The sequence below is a fragment of the Xanthomonas sp. NCPPB 3442 genome (assembly GCF_056725145.1).
In genome coordinates this window covers 2,361,475-2,377,233 of record NZ_CM161514.1, presented here as the reverse complement: position 1 = coordinate 2,377,233, position 15,759 = coordinate 2,361,475, and the positions used below count along the sequence as shown (strand labels likewise).

Genomic DNA, 15,759 nt, shown 5'->3' with positions numbered 1-15,759 from the left:
GGACATCGATCTCACCAGCGAGATATTTGGCGCAGAAGAAGGCGGCAACAGGCTGTATTGCCCAGCCAACGGCGGCCAGCTGGAGGACCACCTTCCACCTTGGCGCCACGGGCCGGCGTCACCGGGCGATATGCGCTTAGGCCAGATGCCTCACGCCCCCTCCATGCCCTGGCGCCATGCGTCCTACCGCACCAAGCGGCAGCCGCGTTCCACTGCATCGGCGCGGTCAACGCGCTGCCGGCACCCATTGCGCGTGGTACAGCTGCCAGTCGCTGCCCTGCAATCGCCAACCGGTGGTGACCTGATAGGTCTGCGCCTGATCGGGCACCCAGCGCCCGTTGCCGCCGGTCAACAGCGCGGTGAAGCGCACCGTGGCGGTATCACCGCGCAGTGCCACATCGACCGGCCCCATGGTCACGCCGAGCTGTTGATTGCCCAGCATCTGCACTTGCATCAAGCGCCGTAACCCGGCGGCGTCCAGCCCATGTTCGCCAACAAAATCCTCGGCCACCGGCGCCATCGCATCACCGCTCTCGCGCGCCTCGATCGCCTGATGCATCTGCTCCAGCGTGGCGCGCAGACGTTGTTCCGGCGCAGCACGCGTGCACCCGAGCAAGACCAGCATGCAAAACCCCATCCACGCCAGGCGCCACGACACTTGAATGCTGCTCTGCATCACGCTTCGCCTTTTCCATCCATGACGGTATGCTGCCAGCTGTTGTCACGCCGTGGAACACACTGCGGCGCGTCGAGAACACCCTGGAGGGGGGCAGATGAATCAGGCACGTCCTTGGTTGCAAAGTTATCCGGCCGGCGTTGCCGCCGAAATCGATCTTGAGCAGTTCCGCACGGTGGCCGAGGTGTTTGCCACCTCCGTGAAACGCTTCGCCGACCGGCCTGCGTACCATAGCTTCGGCAAGACCATCACCTACCGCGAGGCGGATCAGCTGGTCGAGCAATTCGCCGCCTACCTGCTTGGCGAGCTGCAGTTGAAGAAAGGCGACCGCGTCGCCTTGATGATGCCCAACTGCCTGCAATACCCCATCGCGACCTTCGGCGTGCTGCGTGCCGGTCTGACCGTGGTCAACGTCAATCCGCTGTACACCCCGCGCGAACTCAAGCATCAGTTGATCGACTCCGGCGCCAGCGTGCTGGTGGTCATCGACAACTTCGGCACCACCGTGCAGCAGGTCATCGCCGACACGCCGGTCAGGCAAGTCATCACCACCGGCCTGGGCGACATGCTGGGCTTCCCGAAGGCGGCACTGCTCAACTTCGTGGTCAAGTACGTCAAGAAGCTGGTGCCCGATTACCGCATCAATGGCGCGATTCGCTTCCGCGAGGCGCTGGCGCTGGGCCGCAAGCACCGCGTGCCGACGCTGCAGATCGAACCCGACGACATCGCTTTCCTGCAGTACACCGGCGGCACCACCGGCGTGGCCAAGGGCGCAATGCTGACCCACCGCAATCTGGTAGCCAACATGCAGCAGGCGCACCAGTGGCTGGCGGGTACCGGCAAGCTGGAAGAAGGCCACGAAGTGGTGATCACCGCGCTGCCGCTGTACCACATCTTCGCATTGACCGCGAACGGCCTGGTCTTCATGAAGATCGGCGGCTGCAACCACCTGATCAGCAACCCGCGCGACATGCCAGGCTTCGTCAAGGAGCTGAAAAAGACCCGCTTCACCGCGTTCACCGGCGTCAACACGCTGTTCAACGGGCTGCTCAATACGCCCGGATTCGATCAGGTGGATTTTTCCTCGCTCAAGATGACCCTTGGCGGCGGCATGGCCGTCCAGCGTTCGGTCGCCGAGCGCTGGAAGAAAGTCACCGGCCTGACCCTGGTCGAAGCCTACGGCCTGACCGAAACCTCGCCGGCCGCGTGCATCAACCCGATGGACCTGAAGGACTACAACGGTTCGATCGGCCTGCCGATTCCGTCCACCGATGCCTGCATCAAGGACGACGCCGGCGCGGAACTGCTCCTGGGCGAGATCGGCGAGCTGTGCATCAGGGGCCCGCAGGTCATGAAGGGCTACTGGAAGAAACCCGATGAAACCGCCAAGGTCATGGATGCCCAAGGCTGGCTGCATACCGGCGACATCGCGCGCATGGACGCACAGGGCTTCGTCTACATCGTCGATCGCAAGAAGGACATGATCCTGGTGTCCGGCTTCAACGTGTACCCCAACGAGATCGAGGACGTGATCGCCGAAATGCCCGGCGTGCTGGAAGTGGCCGCCGTGGGCGTGCCGGATGACAAGTCCGGCGAGATCGTCAAGGCGGTCATCGTGAAGAAGGACCCGGCCCTGACGGCCGACGATGTGAAGGCGCATTGCCGCGCCAACCTCACCGGCTACAAGCAGCCGCGGGTGATCGAATTCCGCAAGGAGTTGCCCAAGACCAACGTGGGCAAGATCCTGCGCCGCGAATTACGGGACGCGCCGAAGACGTAATACCGCTTATACCGCAGCCCGAAGGCGTTCAGCCTTCTTTGACGCCCGCATTGCCGCAAGGCCTTGCGGGCGTTCGCTTTTGCACGCATAGAATCCGATGTCGGCGCACGCTCACGCGTTCAACCTCATCTCCGTCCGAAAGGCTGCCGGCCGGACGGTCATCACGGAGAACCACCATGTCTGCAGTTCAACCCTTCATTCGCACCAACATCGGCTCGACCCTACGCATCATCGAAGAACCGCAGCGTGACGTGTACTGGATCCATATGCATGCCGACCTGGCCACAAACCCGGGGCGTGCCTGCTTTTCGACGCGCCTGGTCGACGACATTACCGGCTATCAGACCAACCTTGGTCAACGCCTGAACAACGCCGGCGTGCTGGCTCCGCACGTGGTGCTGGCATCGGACAGCGATGTGTTCAACCTGGGCGGCGATCTGGCGCTGTTCTGTCAACTCATTCGCGAAGGCGACCGTGCTCGACTGCTTGATTACGCCCAACGCTGTGTACGCGGTGTGCACGCGTTCCATGTCGGCCTGGGCGCACGCGCGCACAGCATCGCCCTGGTGCAGGGCAATGCCCTCGGCGGCGGATTCGAAGCGGCGTTGAGCTGCCACACCATCGTCGCCGAGGAAGGGGTGATGATGGGATTGCCCGAAGTGCTGTTCGACCTGTTCCCGGGGATGGGCGCCTACTCTTTCATGTGCCAGCGTGTCAGTGCGCAACTGGCGCAAAAAATCATGCTCGAAGGCAATCTGTATTCCGCCGAGGAGTTGCTCGGCATGGGCCTGGTCGATCGCGTCGTGCCGCGCGGTCAGGGCGTGGCGGCGGTCGAACAAGTGATCCGCGAAAGCAAGCGCACGCCGCATGCCTGGGCGGCAATGCAGCAAGTGCGCGAAATGACCACGGCGGTGCCGCTGCAGGAAATGATGCGAATCACCGAAATCTGGGTCGATACGGCGATGCAGTTGGGCGAAAAGTCATTGCGCACCATGGACCGTCTGGTTCGCGCGCAATCGCGCCGCTCAGGGCTTGACGCCGGCTGATGCGTCGGCGGGCTATTCACTACTCCGGGGGGAGCGCTCGTCGTCGTTGGCGCTTTGTACGCGCGCGGCGAGTGCATCCTTTCCGGTCTGCAATTGGTCGCGCAACGCCGACAGCCGCTGTCGCCATTCGGCCTGCAGCTGCCAATCGGCCATGCGCATCAGCTCACCGCCACTGCCGGCCAGTTGGGCCAGCCCCAGATTGCTGGCAACGCCGCGCAATGCGTGGGCGCTTTCGCGCAATTGCTCCCAATCCGAGCGCGTGCCATCGCGCTCGATCGCGCCCACGCAGTTGTGCGCATCATCCAGACACTGCCGGACGAACTGACGTTCGAATTCTTCGCCCATGCCCAACGCCGCCAGTTCGTCCAGCACGCTGGCATCGAGCACGCCTTCGAAACTGGTCGATGCCTGCACCACCGTCGCAGGCGTCGCCAGCGCACGGGTGCTGACGGCGAGTTCGGCCAGCGTATCGAGCAGCTTGGCAGCCACCACGGGCTTGGCCAGGAACGCGCGTGCGCCAGCTTGTTCGCAGGCGCGGATCGCTTCTGGCGTGACGTCGGCACTGAGCACCACCACCGGGGTGTAGCGCATGCCGCTGGCCTGCATCACGCGCAACTGCTTGAGCATGTCCAGGCCGCTCATGCCCGGCATATGCAGATCCACGATCACCGCATCGAAATCCTCCTCGGCCATCGCGTCCAGCACCTGCTCGGCGCCGTTGACGCACGCCACCTTATGCCCTGCCTTCTCCAGCAATCGCTGCAACACCATGCGATTGGCTTCATGGTCGTCGGCCACCAGCATGCGCATGCTGCGCACGCGCGCGCGGTGACGCAGAAACGGGTTGGAAAAGGCGATGACGTTGGAGGCTTCCAGCTCGTCGGGAGTCTCCAGCAACGCCCCGACCGGCGAGCGAGCCGGCGCCGCCGTCTCCAATACGCCGATCTCCAGCGGTAGCTCGAACCAGAACACGCTGCCGCCGGATGGATTGGGCGCAAAGCCAATCGCGCCGCCCATGGCCTCGACCAGGCCCTTGGCGATCGTGGTCCCCAGGCCGGTACCTTCATAGCGGCGCGACAAACCCACGTCCGCCTGCTCGAACGCCTCGAACAGGCGCGGACGCATGTCCATCGGCACGCCGATGCCGCTGTCTTCGACATCGAAACGCAGCCGCATCGTGTCGGCACCATTGCCGGAAACCCGCGCGACCCGCAGCAGCACATGCCCGTGCTCGGTGAACTTGACCGCATTACCCAACAGGTTGAGCAACACCTGGCGCAGATGGCCGGTGTCGCCCTTGAGCAGGTCCGGTACGTCGGTGGCCACCTCGGTAGCGTAATCCAGTCCGCGTGTCTTGGCCTGCGGCTGCAGGATCATGTTGACCGAGCCGATCATCTCGCGCAGCGAGAAATCGCGGCGATCGATGCGGATCTTGCCAGCCTCGATCGCAGAAATATCGAGCACTTCTTCCACCAGCGACAGCAGGCTGCGCGCCGAGGCCTGGATGGTATTCAGGCATTCCTTCTGCTCTGCATCCAGACGCGTGGTGGCCAGCACTTCGGTCATACCCGACAACCCATTCAACGGGGTGCGGAATTCGTGACTCATATTGGCCAGGAAACGGCTCTTGGCCTGGTTGGCATGCCGCGCCTCGCGTACCGCGCGCGTCATCGCACGCAACAACGAGTCGAAGTACAGCGGCACGGCGATCAAGCCCAGCAACAATCCCCAGCTCAGATAGGGATTGGCCTTCCAGTAAGGCGAAATCAGGATCGCGCTGAGAAAACTCAGGCTGGCCATCGCCGTGGCGGCACGCAGATAGGGACTGCCGTAGCGCAAGCCATTGCCGATGGTCACCCACATGCAGACCGCATACAGCGGCGAAGCCGGTTCGCCCTGGATTGCCATGATTGCGCCGGTGCAGGTGTAGTCGAGCACCATGCCGATCAGGCGACGCGTGTGCGACACGTGCGGCCGCAGCAGGATCGCCACCATCAGCCCCAGCGACACCACCAGCTCGCCGACCAGGATCAACCAGGTGGCCATCAGCGTATCGCCATGGGTGTGGTGGTAGCGCCACCCCAGGTAAGAAATGAACAGCGTGGTGATGATGATGCGGATCAGGTTCTGCGCGTGTTCCGAATCCGCCCGCCCCGAAAGACGCCGCTTCAACCATGGCAATGGAGACTTCATAGACGCCTCAGACCTGCGGTCGCTTCGATGGGGATGAAAGTGGGCCGCGCGGTCCTGCAGCATCGGCGCCATGGGCATACGCGGCGATACGCGCAGCGGCATCGGCACTGTCCTGCATCAGCCGCAACAACGACAGAGGAATGACCACCAGCGCCGCCAACAGGGCGATCCCGAGCTCGATCCGCTGTTGCCAATATGGGCTATTGGCAAGCGTCGCGCCAAAACTGAGCACGGCCATGGCCACCGCCGTGTGCAGTGCATGCCTGCCAAAGCGCAAGCCATTGCCGATCGTGACCCACATCACCACCACGTACAGGCAGGCCATCGGAGCGGCGAACCAGGTCATCGCCAGACTGAGCAGGCCATAGTCCGCCAGCATGCCGAGCGTCCGGCGCAGGTGCGAGGGCCGCGGCTTCGCAACGATCCACGCAAACAGCAGCAATGCCCCACCGTGCCCGATCGCGACCAGGCACAGCAATCGCTGCAGATGGCCATCGCTCAGTTGCCAATGCGGGGCGCAGACCAGCGTGTAGGCCAGGATCAGCCAGAGCATCACGATGCGCACCAACGCCTGACCGTGCTCGCTGTCGGGGCGCCGTGCGAGTCGCCGACGCAGCTGGGCAAGCGCCGCCCTCACCTCACACCCCGGGTCGCGCCGATGCGGTGGAGAACTCGCCACAGATCTGCTCCAACTGCGCGCGGCCGCGCAACAAGGCATCCACGCAGCGCGGGTCGAACAGGCGGCCACGTTGGGCATACAGATAGGCCAGCGCGGCGTCCATGGTCCAGGCCTCCTTGTACGGGCGCGGCGACAGCAAGGCGTCGAACACATCCGCCACTGCGACGATGCGCGCTTCCAGCGGAATCGCCTCACCGACCAGGCCATCCGGATAACCGGTGCCGTCATAACGTTCGTGGTGACGCAGCGCAATCAACGCGCCGACCTGGATGAAACGGTTCTGGCTGCCGCTGAGCAGCTCGTAGCCGATGCGCGGATGGCGCCGCATCACGCTCATTTCGTCATCGGTAAGCTTGCCGGGCTTGAGCAGCACCGAATCGGGAATGGCGATCTTGCCCATGTCGTGCAGCGGTGCGGCCATCTCGATGATGCGCACCTCCTCTTCCGACAGCCCCAGTTGCTCGGCGATCAGGCCGGCCACGTGCGACATGCGCTCCAGGAACGCGCTGGTGCCCGAATCGCGATACTCGATCGCGCGCGCAAGCCGCGACAGGGTTTCGCGCTCGCGCTCTTCGACCTCGTTCATGCTGGCCAGCAGGCGCTGCTCCAGCGACAACGCGCGTTGCTTGACGCTTTCGCTCTGCTGGCGCAGCTGCAGCAGGTTGGAGCAGCGCGCCCGCAACTCGCGCGGACGGATCGGCTTGACCAGGAAGTCGATCACGCCGGCTTCCAGCGCCGCCTGACGAATCGGCTCATCGCCCACGATGGTGATCAGGATGATCGGAATATCACGATGGCTGGGCAGCCGGCGCAGCCGACGCGCGAATTCCAGACCGTCCATGCCCGGCATGCGGTAGTCCAGCAGCAACAAGTCCACGCGCCCGGCTTCGCACCAGGCCAGGGCGTCGAGCGGATCGCCGAAGTCGTAGACCTTGAGCTCCGGCGCAATGTCCTCGATGACATGGCGCAGCATCGTTCGCGCGGACATCTGGTCATCGACAATGACGATGTTCAATCCCAGATCCGCCTTTTCCGCCCAGCTTCCCCATGTATCCGTCGACAATGCGCCGCCCGGACCCCCTAAAACATCCTGCATAGCCGTTGCTCCTCTATCTCGAGAACGGAAAAGCGATGACGCCGGCCCCTGTGCCGACTCCCCCGAACGATACGCTGTTCGAGGCTCCGCCCTAGCATATGCAGTATCTGTGCCGTCGGCACACCGCCGGCACAAAAAAATCAGGCTTCCGGACGCATATACGGGAACAGCAGGACATCGCGGATCGAGGTGCTGCCGGTCAGCAGCATCACCAGACGGTCGATCCCGATGCCCAGGCCGCCGGTCGGCGCCATGCCGTACTCCAACGCACGGATGTAATCGGCATCGAAATGCATCGCTTCGTCGTCGCCACCGTCCTTGGCCTGCACCTGCGCCTGGAAACGTGCGGCCTGGTCTTCGGGGTCATTGAGCTCGGAGAAGCCGTTGGCCAGCTCCTTGCCGTTGATGAACAGCTCGAAGCGGTCGGTGTACCCCGGCTCGGTGTCGCTGGAACGCGCCAGCGGCGACACTTCGACCGGGTGGTCGGTGATGAAGGTCGGCTGCACCAAGGTGTGCTCGACGGTGGCTTCGAAGATCTCCAGCAGCAGCTTGCCCCAGCCGTAGGACGGCTTGACCCGGATCTTCAGCCGCTCGCAATGGCGCAGCAGCGCCTCCCGGTCGGTGCAGTCGGCGGCGCTGATCTCCGGATTGTGGTGGCGAACGGCCTCATCCATGCGCCAGCGCCGGAAAGCCGGCGCCAGATCGATATCGGCGCCATCCCAGCTCACCTGGGTGGTCCCCAGCACCGTCTGTGCGGTGTCTCGGATCACCTGCTCGGTCAGGTCCATGATCTGGTGGTACGTGGCATAGGCCTCGTAGAGCTCGAGCATGGTGAACTCGGGGTTGTGCCGGGTCGACACGCCTTCGTTGCGGAAGTTGCGGTTGATCTCGTAGACACGCTCCAGCCCACCGACCACCAGACGCTTGAGATACAGCTCGGGGGCAACGCGCAGGTACAGATCCAGGTCCAGCGCATTGTGGTGGGTGGTGAACGGCTTGGCCGCGGCGCCGCCGGGGATGTAATGCATCATCGGCGTTTCCACTTCCAGGAAGCGGCGCGCGTCCAGCCAGGCGCGCATGGCGCGGATGATCTTGGAGCGCTTGATGAAGACCTCGCGCGCTTCGGGCGTCACGATCAGGTCGACATACCGCTGGCGGTAACGCTGCTCCACGTCCGACAGGCCATGCCACTTGTCCGGCAACGGGCGCAGCGACTTGGTCAGCAGGCGCAGCGCGCCGGCCTTGACCGACAGTTCGCCGGTCTTGGTGCGGGTGAGCCCACCCTCCACCGCCACGATGTCGCCCACATCCCAGCCCTTGAACGCGGTATAGGCATCGCCGAGCACATTGCCCTGCAGGAACAGCTGCACACGCCCGGATTCGTCCTGGATCTGCGCAAAGCTGGCCTTGCCCATCACCCGCTTGGCCATCAGGCGGCCAGCCATCCTGACCGTGCGCCCGCTGGCTTCCAGCGCTTCAGGGGTCCAGGTGTCGGCGTCGGCGAATTCTGCCTGCAGGTCGCCGGCGAAGTGTTCGCGCACGAAGTCGTTCGGGTAGGCGATGCCCTGCCCGCGCAACGCGCCCAGTTTCGCGCGACGCTCGGCGATGAGGCTGTTCTCGTCGGCGGGGATCTGCGGCGCGGGGGTCTGCTCGGTCATGGCGGGGATCGGTCTGCTTGGGTCGGGCGGGTGCCCGGGGGAATGAGGAACCGGCGGTGCCGGCACGCTTATTTACAACGATGACGTGACGAAGGCACGCGGTCACCGGGTTACCCGAAAGCCGCATCGCATTGGCAACGCTGCGTCACAGGCACTGCAGCGATGTGCCAGGATGCCGTCGCAACGGCGACCTGGCGCGGCGGTCAGGCGTCCAGGCGTTTGGAACCTGCTGCCAGACCGGCCTTCAGGCTGGCCTCGACGAATTCGTCCAGGTCACCGTCGAGCACCTTCTGCGTATCGCTGCGTTCGATGCCGGTGCGCAGGTCCTTGATGCGGCTCTGGTCGAGCACGTAATTGCGGATCTGGCTGCCCCAGCCGATGTCGGACTTGGTCGCTTCCAAGGCGTCCTTCTCGGCGTTGCGCTTCTGCACTTCCAGTTCGTACAACTTGGCGGCCAGCATCTTCATCGCGTTGTCGCGGTTCTGGTGCTGGCTGCGACCGGTCTGGCAAGCGACCACGGTATTGGTCGGGATGTGGGTGATACGCACCGCCGATTCGGTCTTGTTGACGTGCTGACCACCGGCACCGGAGGAGCGATACACGTCGGTACGCAGGTCGGCCGGGTTGATGTCGATCTCGATGTTGTCGTCCACTTCCGGCGACACGAACACCGAGGTGAAGCTGGTATGCCGGCGGTTGTCCGAGTCGAACGGCGATTTGCGCACCAGCCGATGCACGCCGATCTCGGTCTTCAACCAGCCGTAGGCGTATTCGCCCTCGATGCGCACGGTGGCCGACTTGATGCCCGCCACTTCGCCACCGGAGACTTCCATCAGCTCGGTTTTCCAGCCGCGCGATTCGGCCCAGCGCAGATACATGCGCAGCAGGATTTCGGCCCAGTCCTGCGCCTCGGTGCCGCCGGCGCCAGCCTGGATGTCGACGAACGCGTTGGCGCTGTCCATCTGGCCGGAGAACATGCGCTGGAATTCCAGCTTTTCGACATGCGCCTGGTAGTTGTCCAGATCGGCGATCACCGCCAACGCAGTGTCTTCGTCCTGTTCGCTCTCGGCCAGCTCCAGCAGGTCGCCTGCATCGGCCAGGCCCGACAGCACATCGGCAATGCCGATCACGGTCTTTTCCAGCATCGACCGCTCGCGGCCCAGGGCCTGCGCGCGTTCGGCGTCGTTCCACACATCCGGGCTTTCGAGCTCCCGGCTGACTTCCTCTAGACGCTCTTTCTTGGCGTCGTAGTCAAAGATACCCCCTGAGCGAGAGCACGCGATCGTTGAGATCGGTGATGCGCTGGCGGATCGGATTGGTTTCGATCATGACGGACTTCCGGCAAACAAGCGGGATAGTTTAGCAAGCGGGCGGCGACGGCGGAACGCGGTGGAACCGTGGCCGCGCGCGCTGCAACACCCGCCACACCCCAGGCGCCTGGCTGCCACGCGCGAACGCAGGTTCCGTCGATGGCCACCGTCGCGCGTCGGTGTCGCAGCAGCTGCGACCTGGCGGCGCCTGGGCCAGGGACGAAGTTGGGACCAGACGCTGGTCACCCCGGGCGCGCAGCAGGGGTTAGACCACCAGTGCGTCAGGTCTCGGAGCAGCAGCGCCCTGCCCGGCATGGGTCCGCAGACCTGCCAGGTGACTGCGACTGCACGGCAGCACGCTGGCATCGCGCAGATGGACGCGCGCGTCGCCGGAATCGGACGGCTCGATCGCCTGCACCTGCCCCAGATTGACCAGATAGCTGCGGTGGATGCGCACGAACACGGCCGGGTCCAGCTTCGCCTCGATTGCCGCCATGGTGCTGCGCAACGGGTAATCGTGACCGCGCACATGCAGGTTGACGTAGTTGCCCGAGGCCTGGATCCACTCGATATCGGCGGTCGCGACCAGGAAATCGCGTCCCAGCTTGCGCACCAGAAAACGCTCCGGGCGATCCAGCGGCTCCACTGGCGGGCCTTCGTCAGGTGCGGCGAGCAGGTGCGCCTCGCCCTGACGCCGCCGTGCGTACCAGGCCAGTGTGTGCTGCACCGCCACCAGCAGCGCAAAGGTGCGCAGGTCCTTGGACAGCTCGTAGACCCACTGCAGCCAGCCGCCGAAATCGTAGTGTGCGCCGGCCAGGGCATAGACCAGCATGCGCAGCACCACCATGCCGGCGACATGCAGCAGCCACCAGCCCAATGCAGCCATCACATACGCCGGCAGGCGTCGCACCCAGACATCGGCATGCAACGGCCAGCGTGCGCACAGCCACACCACCGCCGGCAACAGCAGCAGCGCTGCGGTGGCGCTGCTCAGCTCCCAGCTCAGCACCTGCCACACCACGATGGGCTGGCCATCGCGGCGCGCGGCAAGCCAGGCGGTCCAGACGTTGCCCAGCGCGCTCAGATAGAACACCAGCGACCAGATCACCACCGCCCAGCGTGTGGCAGCGCGGCTGGCGCTGTCGTGGAGGATTGGCGGGCGCGTCCCGGTCGATTGCATTGCACACGTCCGCTGTTGGCAGCTGCCGATCATAGAGGCCTGCGCGGCAAGGCGAAACCGCCATCCCTGCCATCCCGATTCGTCCCCGGGTGGGCACGACTGGTCACTGTGGGCCCGGCTTTCCACCCCTGACACCACTGCTGGAGCGGGGCCGCGGGCAGGATGCATCCACTTCTTCACCAGCTACCGACCATGACCGAGCGCCGCCACGATATCGACGCCTTGCGCGTTTTCGCCTTCGCCCTGCTGATCCTCTACCACGTGGGCATGGCCTATGTGTCCGACTGGGGGTTCCACCTCAAGAGCGTGCACACGGCCGAGTGGCTGCAGTGGCCGATGATCGTGCTCAACCGGTGGCGCATGCCGTTGTTGTTCATGATCTCCGGCATTGCGATCGGGTTGTCGCAGCCGCAAGCCGCGCCGTGGCGCTTCGCGTTGCGTCGTTGCGGGCGGTTGCTGCCGCCCTTGCTGTTCGGCATGTTCGTGGTGGTGGCGGTGCAGGCCTACTGCCAGGGCGTGAGCAACGGCAAGGTCGCCACCGGCTTCGGCAGCTTCCTGCTGCGCTACTGGCAGGTGCGCCCATGGCCGGCCGGCAGCTTCGATGGCTGGGAACACGGCATTACCTGGAATCACCTGTGGTACCTGGCCTACCTGCTGCCCTACACCGTGGCCCTGATGGCGCTGGTGTCGCTGGCCAGGCTGGTGCGGCTGCCGGCCTTACCGCCGCTTCCCGCCGCAGTGGTGGTGCCCGCCCTGCTGGTGTTGCCGATCCTGTGGGAAGCGTTCTGCGTGATGTGGGTGATGCCGCGCCATCCGCCGACCCATGCGTTGGTGGGCGACTGGTTCGTGCATGCCGAATCGTTCCCACTGTTCCTCTTGGGCTATCTGTTGGCACGCAGCGAACGCTTCTGGCAGCTGGCCGTGCAACTGCGCTGGCTCACCCTGGTCACTGCGGTGCTGGCCATTACCACAGAGTTGGGCATTCGTTATCTGGGCATGCACGTGCAGCCCGCGCAGCTGCCGCCGGCATTGGCCGCGCTGCCATGGGAAGGCCTGGAACACGCCGCACGCGCGGCCTATACCTGGCTGGCGCTGCTGACCCTGCTGGGCTGGGCCAGGCAGCGTTTGAACCGGCCGTTCCGCTGGCTGCCTTATTGCACCGAAGCGGTGTTTCCCTGGTACATCCTGCATCAGAGCCTGATCATCGTGGCGCTGTACTGGTTGATGCCGTTGCAGTTGAACGCCTGGCTGGAACCGGCGCTGGTGATCGCCGCCACGGTGATCGGCTGTCTGGCGCTGCATGAGTACGTGATCCGGCGGGTGCGTTGGTTGCGGCCGTTGTTCGGCTTGCGTGGGCGCACGCAGGCTGCGCCGCGCCGGCTCGGTGTTACGGCAGTCGCGTCGTAACAATCTCGCCAATCGCACGTTCGAGACGACGCCAAGCGACTGTCACAAACCTGGGCGGCGATCAGATCGCAGATCAGCCAGTGACGGTCACCGGCTCGCAATGCTCCACGATCAACTGCACCGCCGTGCCGCCGCGGTAGTCGTCGGCGACCAACCGATACGCCAGCCGCACCAAGCGCGCTGGGTCGCTGCCGCGCCAGCCGTTGAAGTGGATGGCATTGAGCGGCTCGGCGCGCCCGGGGCACCGCAGGGTCAACTTGAGGTGGCGGTCCTTGAGTACGCGGTGCTGCAGCACCTCGAACTGACCATCGAACAGCGGTTCTGGAAAGCCCTGCCCCCACGGACCGGCCACGCGCAGCGCTTCGGCATGCAGGTGATCGAGTTCGTGCGCGGCCAGTTCGCCGTCGCTGTGCAATTGGGCATGCAGCAGCGAGGCATCCACCATCGCCGTCACCTGCGCCAGGAAGGCCTGCTCGAACGTGGCCAATGCCGCATGGTCGATACTCAGCCCGGCCGCCATCGCATGGCCACCGAACTTCTGGATCAGCCCGGGATGCCGCGCGTCCACCGCCGCCAGCACATCGCGGATATGCAGGCCGGGAATCGAACGCGCCGAGCCACGCAACTGGCTGCTGCCCGGCTCGGCCGGTGCCAGGGCGATCACCGGGCGGTGCAGGCGGTCCTTGAGTTTGGAGGCCACCAGACCGATCACGCCCGGGTGCCATTCGGCATCGAACAGGCATGCGGCGATCGGCAATGCACCATCGCCATCCAGCACCACCTTGGTGACGGCGTGCTCGGCATCGTCGGTCATCAACTGCTGCACCGCGCGGCGCTCGGCGTTGATCTCTTCCAGCGTGCCGGCGATCTCGCGGGCCTGGCTCCAGTTTTCACTGAGCAACAGTTCGATGCCCAGCGCCATGTCCTCGAGCCGACCGGCGGCATTGAGGCGCGGCCCGAGCGCAAACCCGATATCGCTGGCGCTCAGCCGCGCCACATCGCGGCCGCTGGCATCGATCAAGGCCCGCAATCCGATGCAGCCCTTGCCCTCACGCAGGCGACGCAATCCGGCCGACACCAGCGCACGGTTATTGGTGTCCAGCGGTACCAGATCGGCAACGGTACCGACTGCGACCAGATCCAGCAGCACCGACAAATCCGGCTCGGCGCGCCCGGCGAAGGCGCCGCGTTTGCGCAACACGCTGCGCAATGCGAGCAACACATAGAAGATCACCCCGACCCCGGCCAGGGTCTTGCTGGGGAAGGTGTCTTCGGCCAGGTTCGGGTCGACGATCGCATCGGCCGGCGGCAGCATCTCGCCCGGCAGGTGGTGGTCGGTGACCAGCACCGTCCAGCCGCGCGCCTTGGCTGCGGCCACGCCGGCGTGACAGGCGATGCCGTGATCGACGGTGACCAGCACATCCGGCTGCAACGCCGCCAGTTCGTCGACCAACGCAGGCGACAGGCCATAGCCGTGCACCATGCGATTGGGCACGGCGTGGTGCACATCCAGCGCACCGAGCATGCGCAGGCCGCGCACACCGACGGCGCAGGCGGTGGCGCCATCGCAGTCGAAATCGCCCACCACCAGAATGCGCCGTTGCTGCGCGATCGCATCGGCCAGTAGCTCGGCGGCCACGCCGCTGTTGTGTAGCAATTCCGGCGACAACAACTGGCCCAGTCGCGGCTGCGCGCCTTGCGCATCGGTGACGCCACGCGCTGCATAGATGCGGCGCAGCAGCGGCAACATGGTATCGGGCCAGCTGCCGGCCTGCCCGGAGGGGCGCCGGACGATCCGCGGAGGCGACGTCATTGCGCCAGCTGCACCCGCGGCTTGCGCCAGAAACGCCAGCGCTGCGCATGCGTGAGCGCTACGCTTTCGCCGTCCTGGAAGTCCAGCACCAGCCGGTCCAGTTCGCCGCGCGCCATCGCCGCCAGCAGCGGCGCCACCGCATCGTCGCTGAACTGCTGCAGCGAACGCAGATGACGCAGATCCACCAGCGCATCGACGCGTTGTTCGCCCTGCGCATCGGCACCTGCCGCCAGCGCCAGCGCGCGCAGCAGCGATTCGCGGCTGCGCACCTGGCGATGCGGCGAACTCACCGCGTGCGGCAGGACGCCGCCACCCCAGAACCACAGCGAATTGATGGCCGGCTTGCCGCTGGCGACGCGGCCTTCATTCCAGGGATGTTGATGCAGCAGCACCTGCGCTTCGGTCAGCAGGGCCCGCCAGCGGCGCCCGCTGTCGCCGGCCGGCAGGTGCTCGAACAAGTCGTCGCCAATGGCGACATCCGGCGGTGCGAAGTCCGGCAACTTCGCATCCGGCGACAGGCGCAGATACCAACGCGATGGCGTGGGCGCATCCAGCAGAAAGCCAGCATCGCCGAACATCGGCTTGAGGATGGGCAAGAGCACCGCCAGATCGTCGGCGGTGGGGCCAAGCGCCTCGCCGTAGCCCATCAGCCGCGCACCCTGCATGTCCGGCACCACATAGGCCGGATCCGCGCGCACCCAGGTGGCGCCGGCGGCATCGCCGGCATCCAGCTGGCGCGTCAACGCGGCCACTGGCCAGTGCGCCGGGGTCAGGCTGAAATGGCGCTGCAATTGCGCCACTTCGCCGGCATCGGCGCTGTGTCCGTCGGCGCGCGCAAGCGCACGCGCCACTGCCGTGTCGCCCAGGGTTCCGGGCAGGCGGCGTTTTTCCGGCAGCAGCAGCGTGGCGGTGGTCATCGCG

Annotated in this window: 12 protein-coding genes; 3 read left to right on the top strand and 9 right to left on the bottom strand. The window is 65.3% G+C overall.

Annotated features, from left to right (window positions below; translation table 11 throughout):
• Positions 1-226: 226 nt before the first annotated feature.
• A complete protein-coding gene (locus AC1POX_RS10400) occupies positions 227-676 on the bottom strand; it encodes a hypothetical protein (protein ID WP_372357064.1) in 450 nt (149 codons plus the stop codon).
• A gap of 97 nt (positions 677-773) precedes the next feature.
• Here AC1POX_RS10400 and rpfB point away from each other — a divergent pair, with 97 nt between their 5' ends.
• Together rpfB and rpfF are read left to right on the top strand one after the other, a co-directional pair.
• The gene (gene rpfB, locus AC1POX_RS10395) at positions 774-2,456 is read left to right on the top strand and encodes a fatty acyl-CoA ligase RpfB (RefSeq protein WP_218195675.1); all 1,683 of its coding nucleotides are present in this window, start codon (positions 774-776) and stop codon (positions 2,454-2,456) included.
• A 176-nt stretch (positions 2,457-2,632) separates the two neighbouring features.
• Positions 2,633-3,502, top strand: a complete 870-nt coding sequence (rpfF, locus tag AC1POX_RS10390; protein ID WP_008571490.1) for a diffusible signal factor synthase RpfF — start codon at positions 2,633-2,635, stop codon at positions 3,500-3,502.
• A gap of 12 nt (positions 3,503-3,514) precedes the next feature.
• Here rpfF and rpfC read toward each other — a convergent pair whose 3' ends face one another.
• From rpfC to AC1POX_RS10360, 6 genes are all read right to left on the bottom strand, one after another.
• On the bottom strand, positions 3,515-5,695 hold the full coding sequence (rpfC, locus tag AC1POX_RS10385) for a sensor histidine kinase RpfC (protein WP_011347214.1): 2,181 nt from the start codon (positions 5,693-5,695) through the stop codon (positions 3,515-3,517).
• Positions 5,696-5,702: 7 nt separating this feature from the next.
• Positions 5,703-6,332 (bottom strand): RpfH protein, encoded by a 630-nt coding sequence (locus AC1POX_RS10380; protein ID WP_218488548.1) that lies wholly within the window; start codon positions 6,330-6,332, stop codon positions 5,703-5,705.
• Position 6,333: 1 nt separating this feature from the next.
• A complete protein-coding gene (rpfG, locus tag AC1POX_RS10375) occupies positions 6,334-7,470 on the bottom strand; it encodes a cyclic di-GMP phosphodiesterase response regulator RpfG (RefSeq protein ID WP_007963604.1) in 1,137 nt (378 codons plus the stop codon).
• Positions 7,471-7,610: 140 nt separating this feature from the next.
• Entirely contained in the window at positions 7,611-9,128 is a 1,518-nt protein-coding gene (gene lysS, locus AC1POX_RS10370) for a lysine--tRNA ligase (RefSeq protein WP_338334436.1), read from the bottom strand.
• Positions 9,129-9,331: 203 nt separating this feature from the next.
• Positions 9,332-10,457, bottom strand: a protein-coding gene (prfB, locus tag AC1POX_RS10365) for a peptide chain release factor 2 (RefSeq protein WP_104613799.1) whose coding sequence is annotated in 2 segments (ribosomal slippage) — positions 9,332-10,381 and positions 10,383-10,457 — 1,125 coding nt in all. Because the reading frame shifts where the segments join, the coding sequence is not laid out codon by codon here.
• A gap of 246 nt (positions 10,458-10,703) precedes the next feature.
• On the bottom strand, positions 10,704-11,651 hold the full coding sequence (locus AC1POX_RS10360) for a LytTR family DNA-binding domain-containing protein (RefSeq protein ID WP_033478479.1): 948 nt from the start codon (positions 11,649-11,651) through the stop codon (positions 10,704-10,706).
• 159 nt (positions 11,652-11,810) lie between these two features.
• Here AC1POX_RS10360 and AC1POX_RS10355 point away from each other — a divergent pair, with 159 nt between their 5' ends.
• Positions 11,811-13,025 carry an acyltransferase family protein gene (locus AC1POX_RS10355; RefSeq protein ID WP_372357063.1) on the top strand — a complete coding sequence of 405 codons (1,215 nt, stop codon included), beginning with the start codon at positions 11,811-11,813 and terminating at the stop codon, positions 13,023-13,025.
• 73 nt (positions 13,026-13,098) lie between these two features.
• Here AC1POX_RS10355 and recJ read toward each other — a convergent pair whose 3' ends face one another.
• Positions 13,099-14,838, bottom strand: a complete 1,740-nt coding sequence (gene recJ, locus AC1POX_RS10350; protein WP_218532380.1) for a single-stranded-DNA-specific exonuclease RecJ — start codon at positions 14,836-14,838, stop codon at positions 13,099-13,101.
• Positions 14,835-15,755 (bottom strand): hypothetical protein, encoded by a 921-nt coding sequence (locus AC1POX_RS10345; RefSeq protein ID WP_008571480.1) that lies wholly within the window; start codon positions 15,753-15,755, stop codon positions 14,835-14,837. Before AC1POX_RS10345 ends, recJ begins: the two co-directional genes overlap by 4 nt.
• Positions 15,756-15,759: the final 4 nt, after the last annotated feature.

Bases quoted from the DNA above. Each gene is read 5' to 3' on its own strand.
- AC1POX_RS10400 (WP_372357064.1), bottom strand. From the start codon at position 676: ATGCAGAGCAGCATTCAAGTGTCGTGGCGCCTGGCGTGGATGGGGTTT.
- rpfB (WP_218195675.1), top strand. From the start codon at position 774: ATGAATCAGGCACGTCCTTGGTTGCAAAGTTATCCGGCCGGCGTTGCC.
- rpfF (WP_008571490.1), top strand. From the start codon at position 2,633: ATGTCTGCAGTTCAACCCTTCATTCGCACCAACATCGGCTCGACCCTA.
- rpfC (WP_011347214.1), bottom strand. From the start codon at position 5,695: ATGAAGTCTCCATTGCCATGGTTGAAGCGGCGTCTTTCGGGGCGGGCG.
- rpfG (WP_007963604.1), bottom strand. From the start codon at position 7,470: ATGCAGGATGTTTTAGGGGGTCCGGGCGGCGCATTGTCGACGGATACA.
- lysS (WP_338334436.1), bottom strand. From the start codon at position 9,128: ATGACCGAGCAGACCCCCGCGCCGCAGATCCCCGCCGACGAGAACAGC.
- AC1POX_RS10360 (WP_033478479.1), bottom strand. From the start codon at position 11,651: ATGATCGGCAGCTGCCAACAGCGGACGTGTGCAATGCAATCGACCGGG.
- AC1POX_RS10355 (WP_372357063.1), top strand. From the start codon at position 11,811: ATGACCGAGCGCCGCCACGATATCGACGCCTTGCGCGTTTTCGCCTTC.
- recJ (WP_218532380.1), bottom strand. From the start codon at position 14,838: ATGACGTCGCCTCCGCGGATCGTCCGGCGCCCCTCCGGGCAGGCCGGC.
- AC1POX_RS10345 (WP_008571480.1), bottom strand. From the start codon at position 15,755: ATGACCACCGCCACGCTGCTGCTGCCGGAAAAACGCCGCCTGCCCGGA.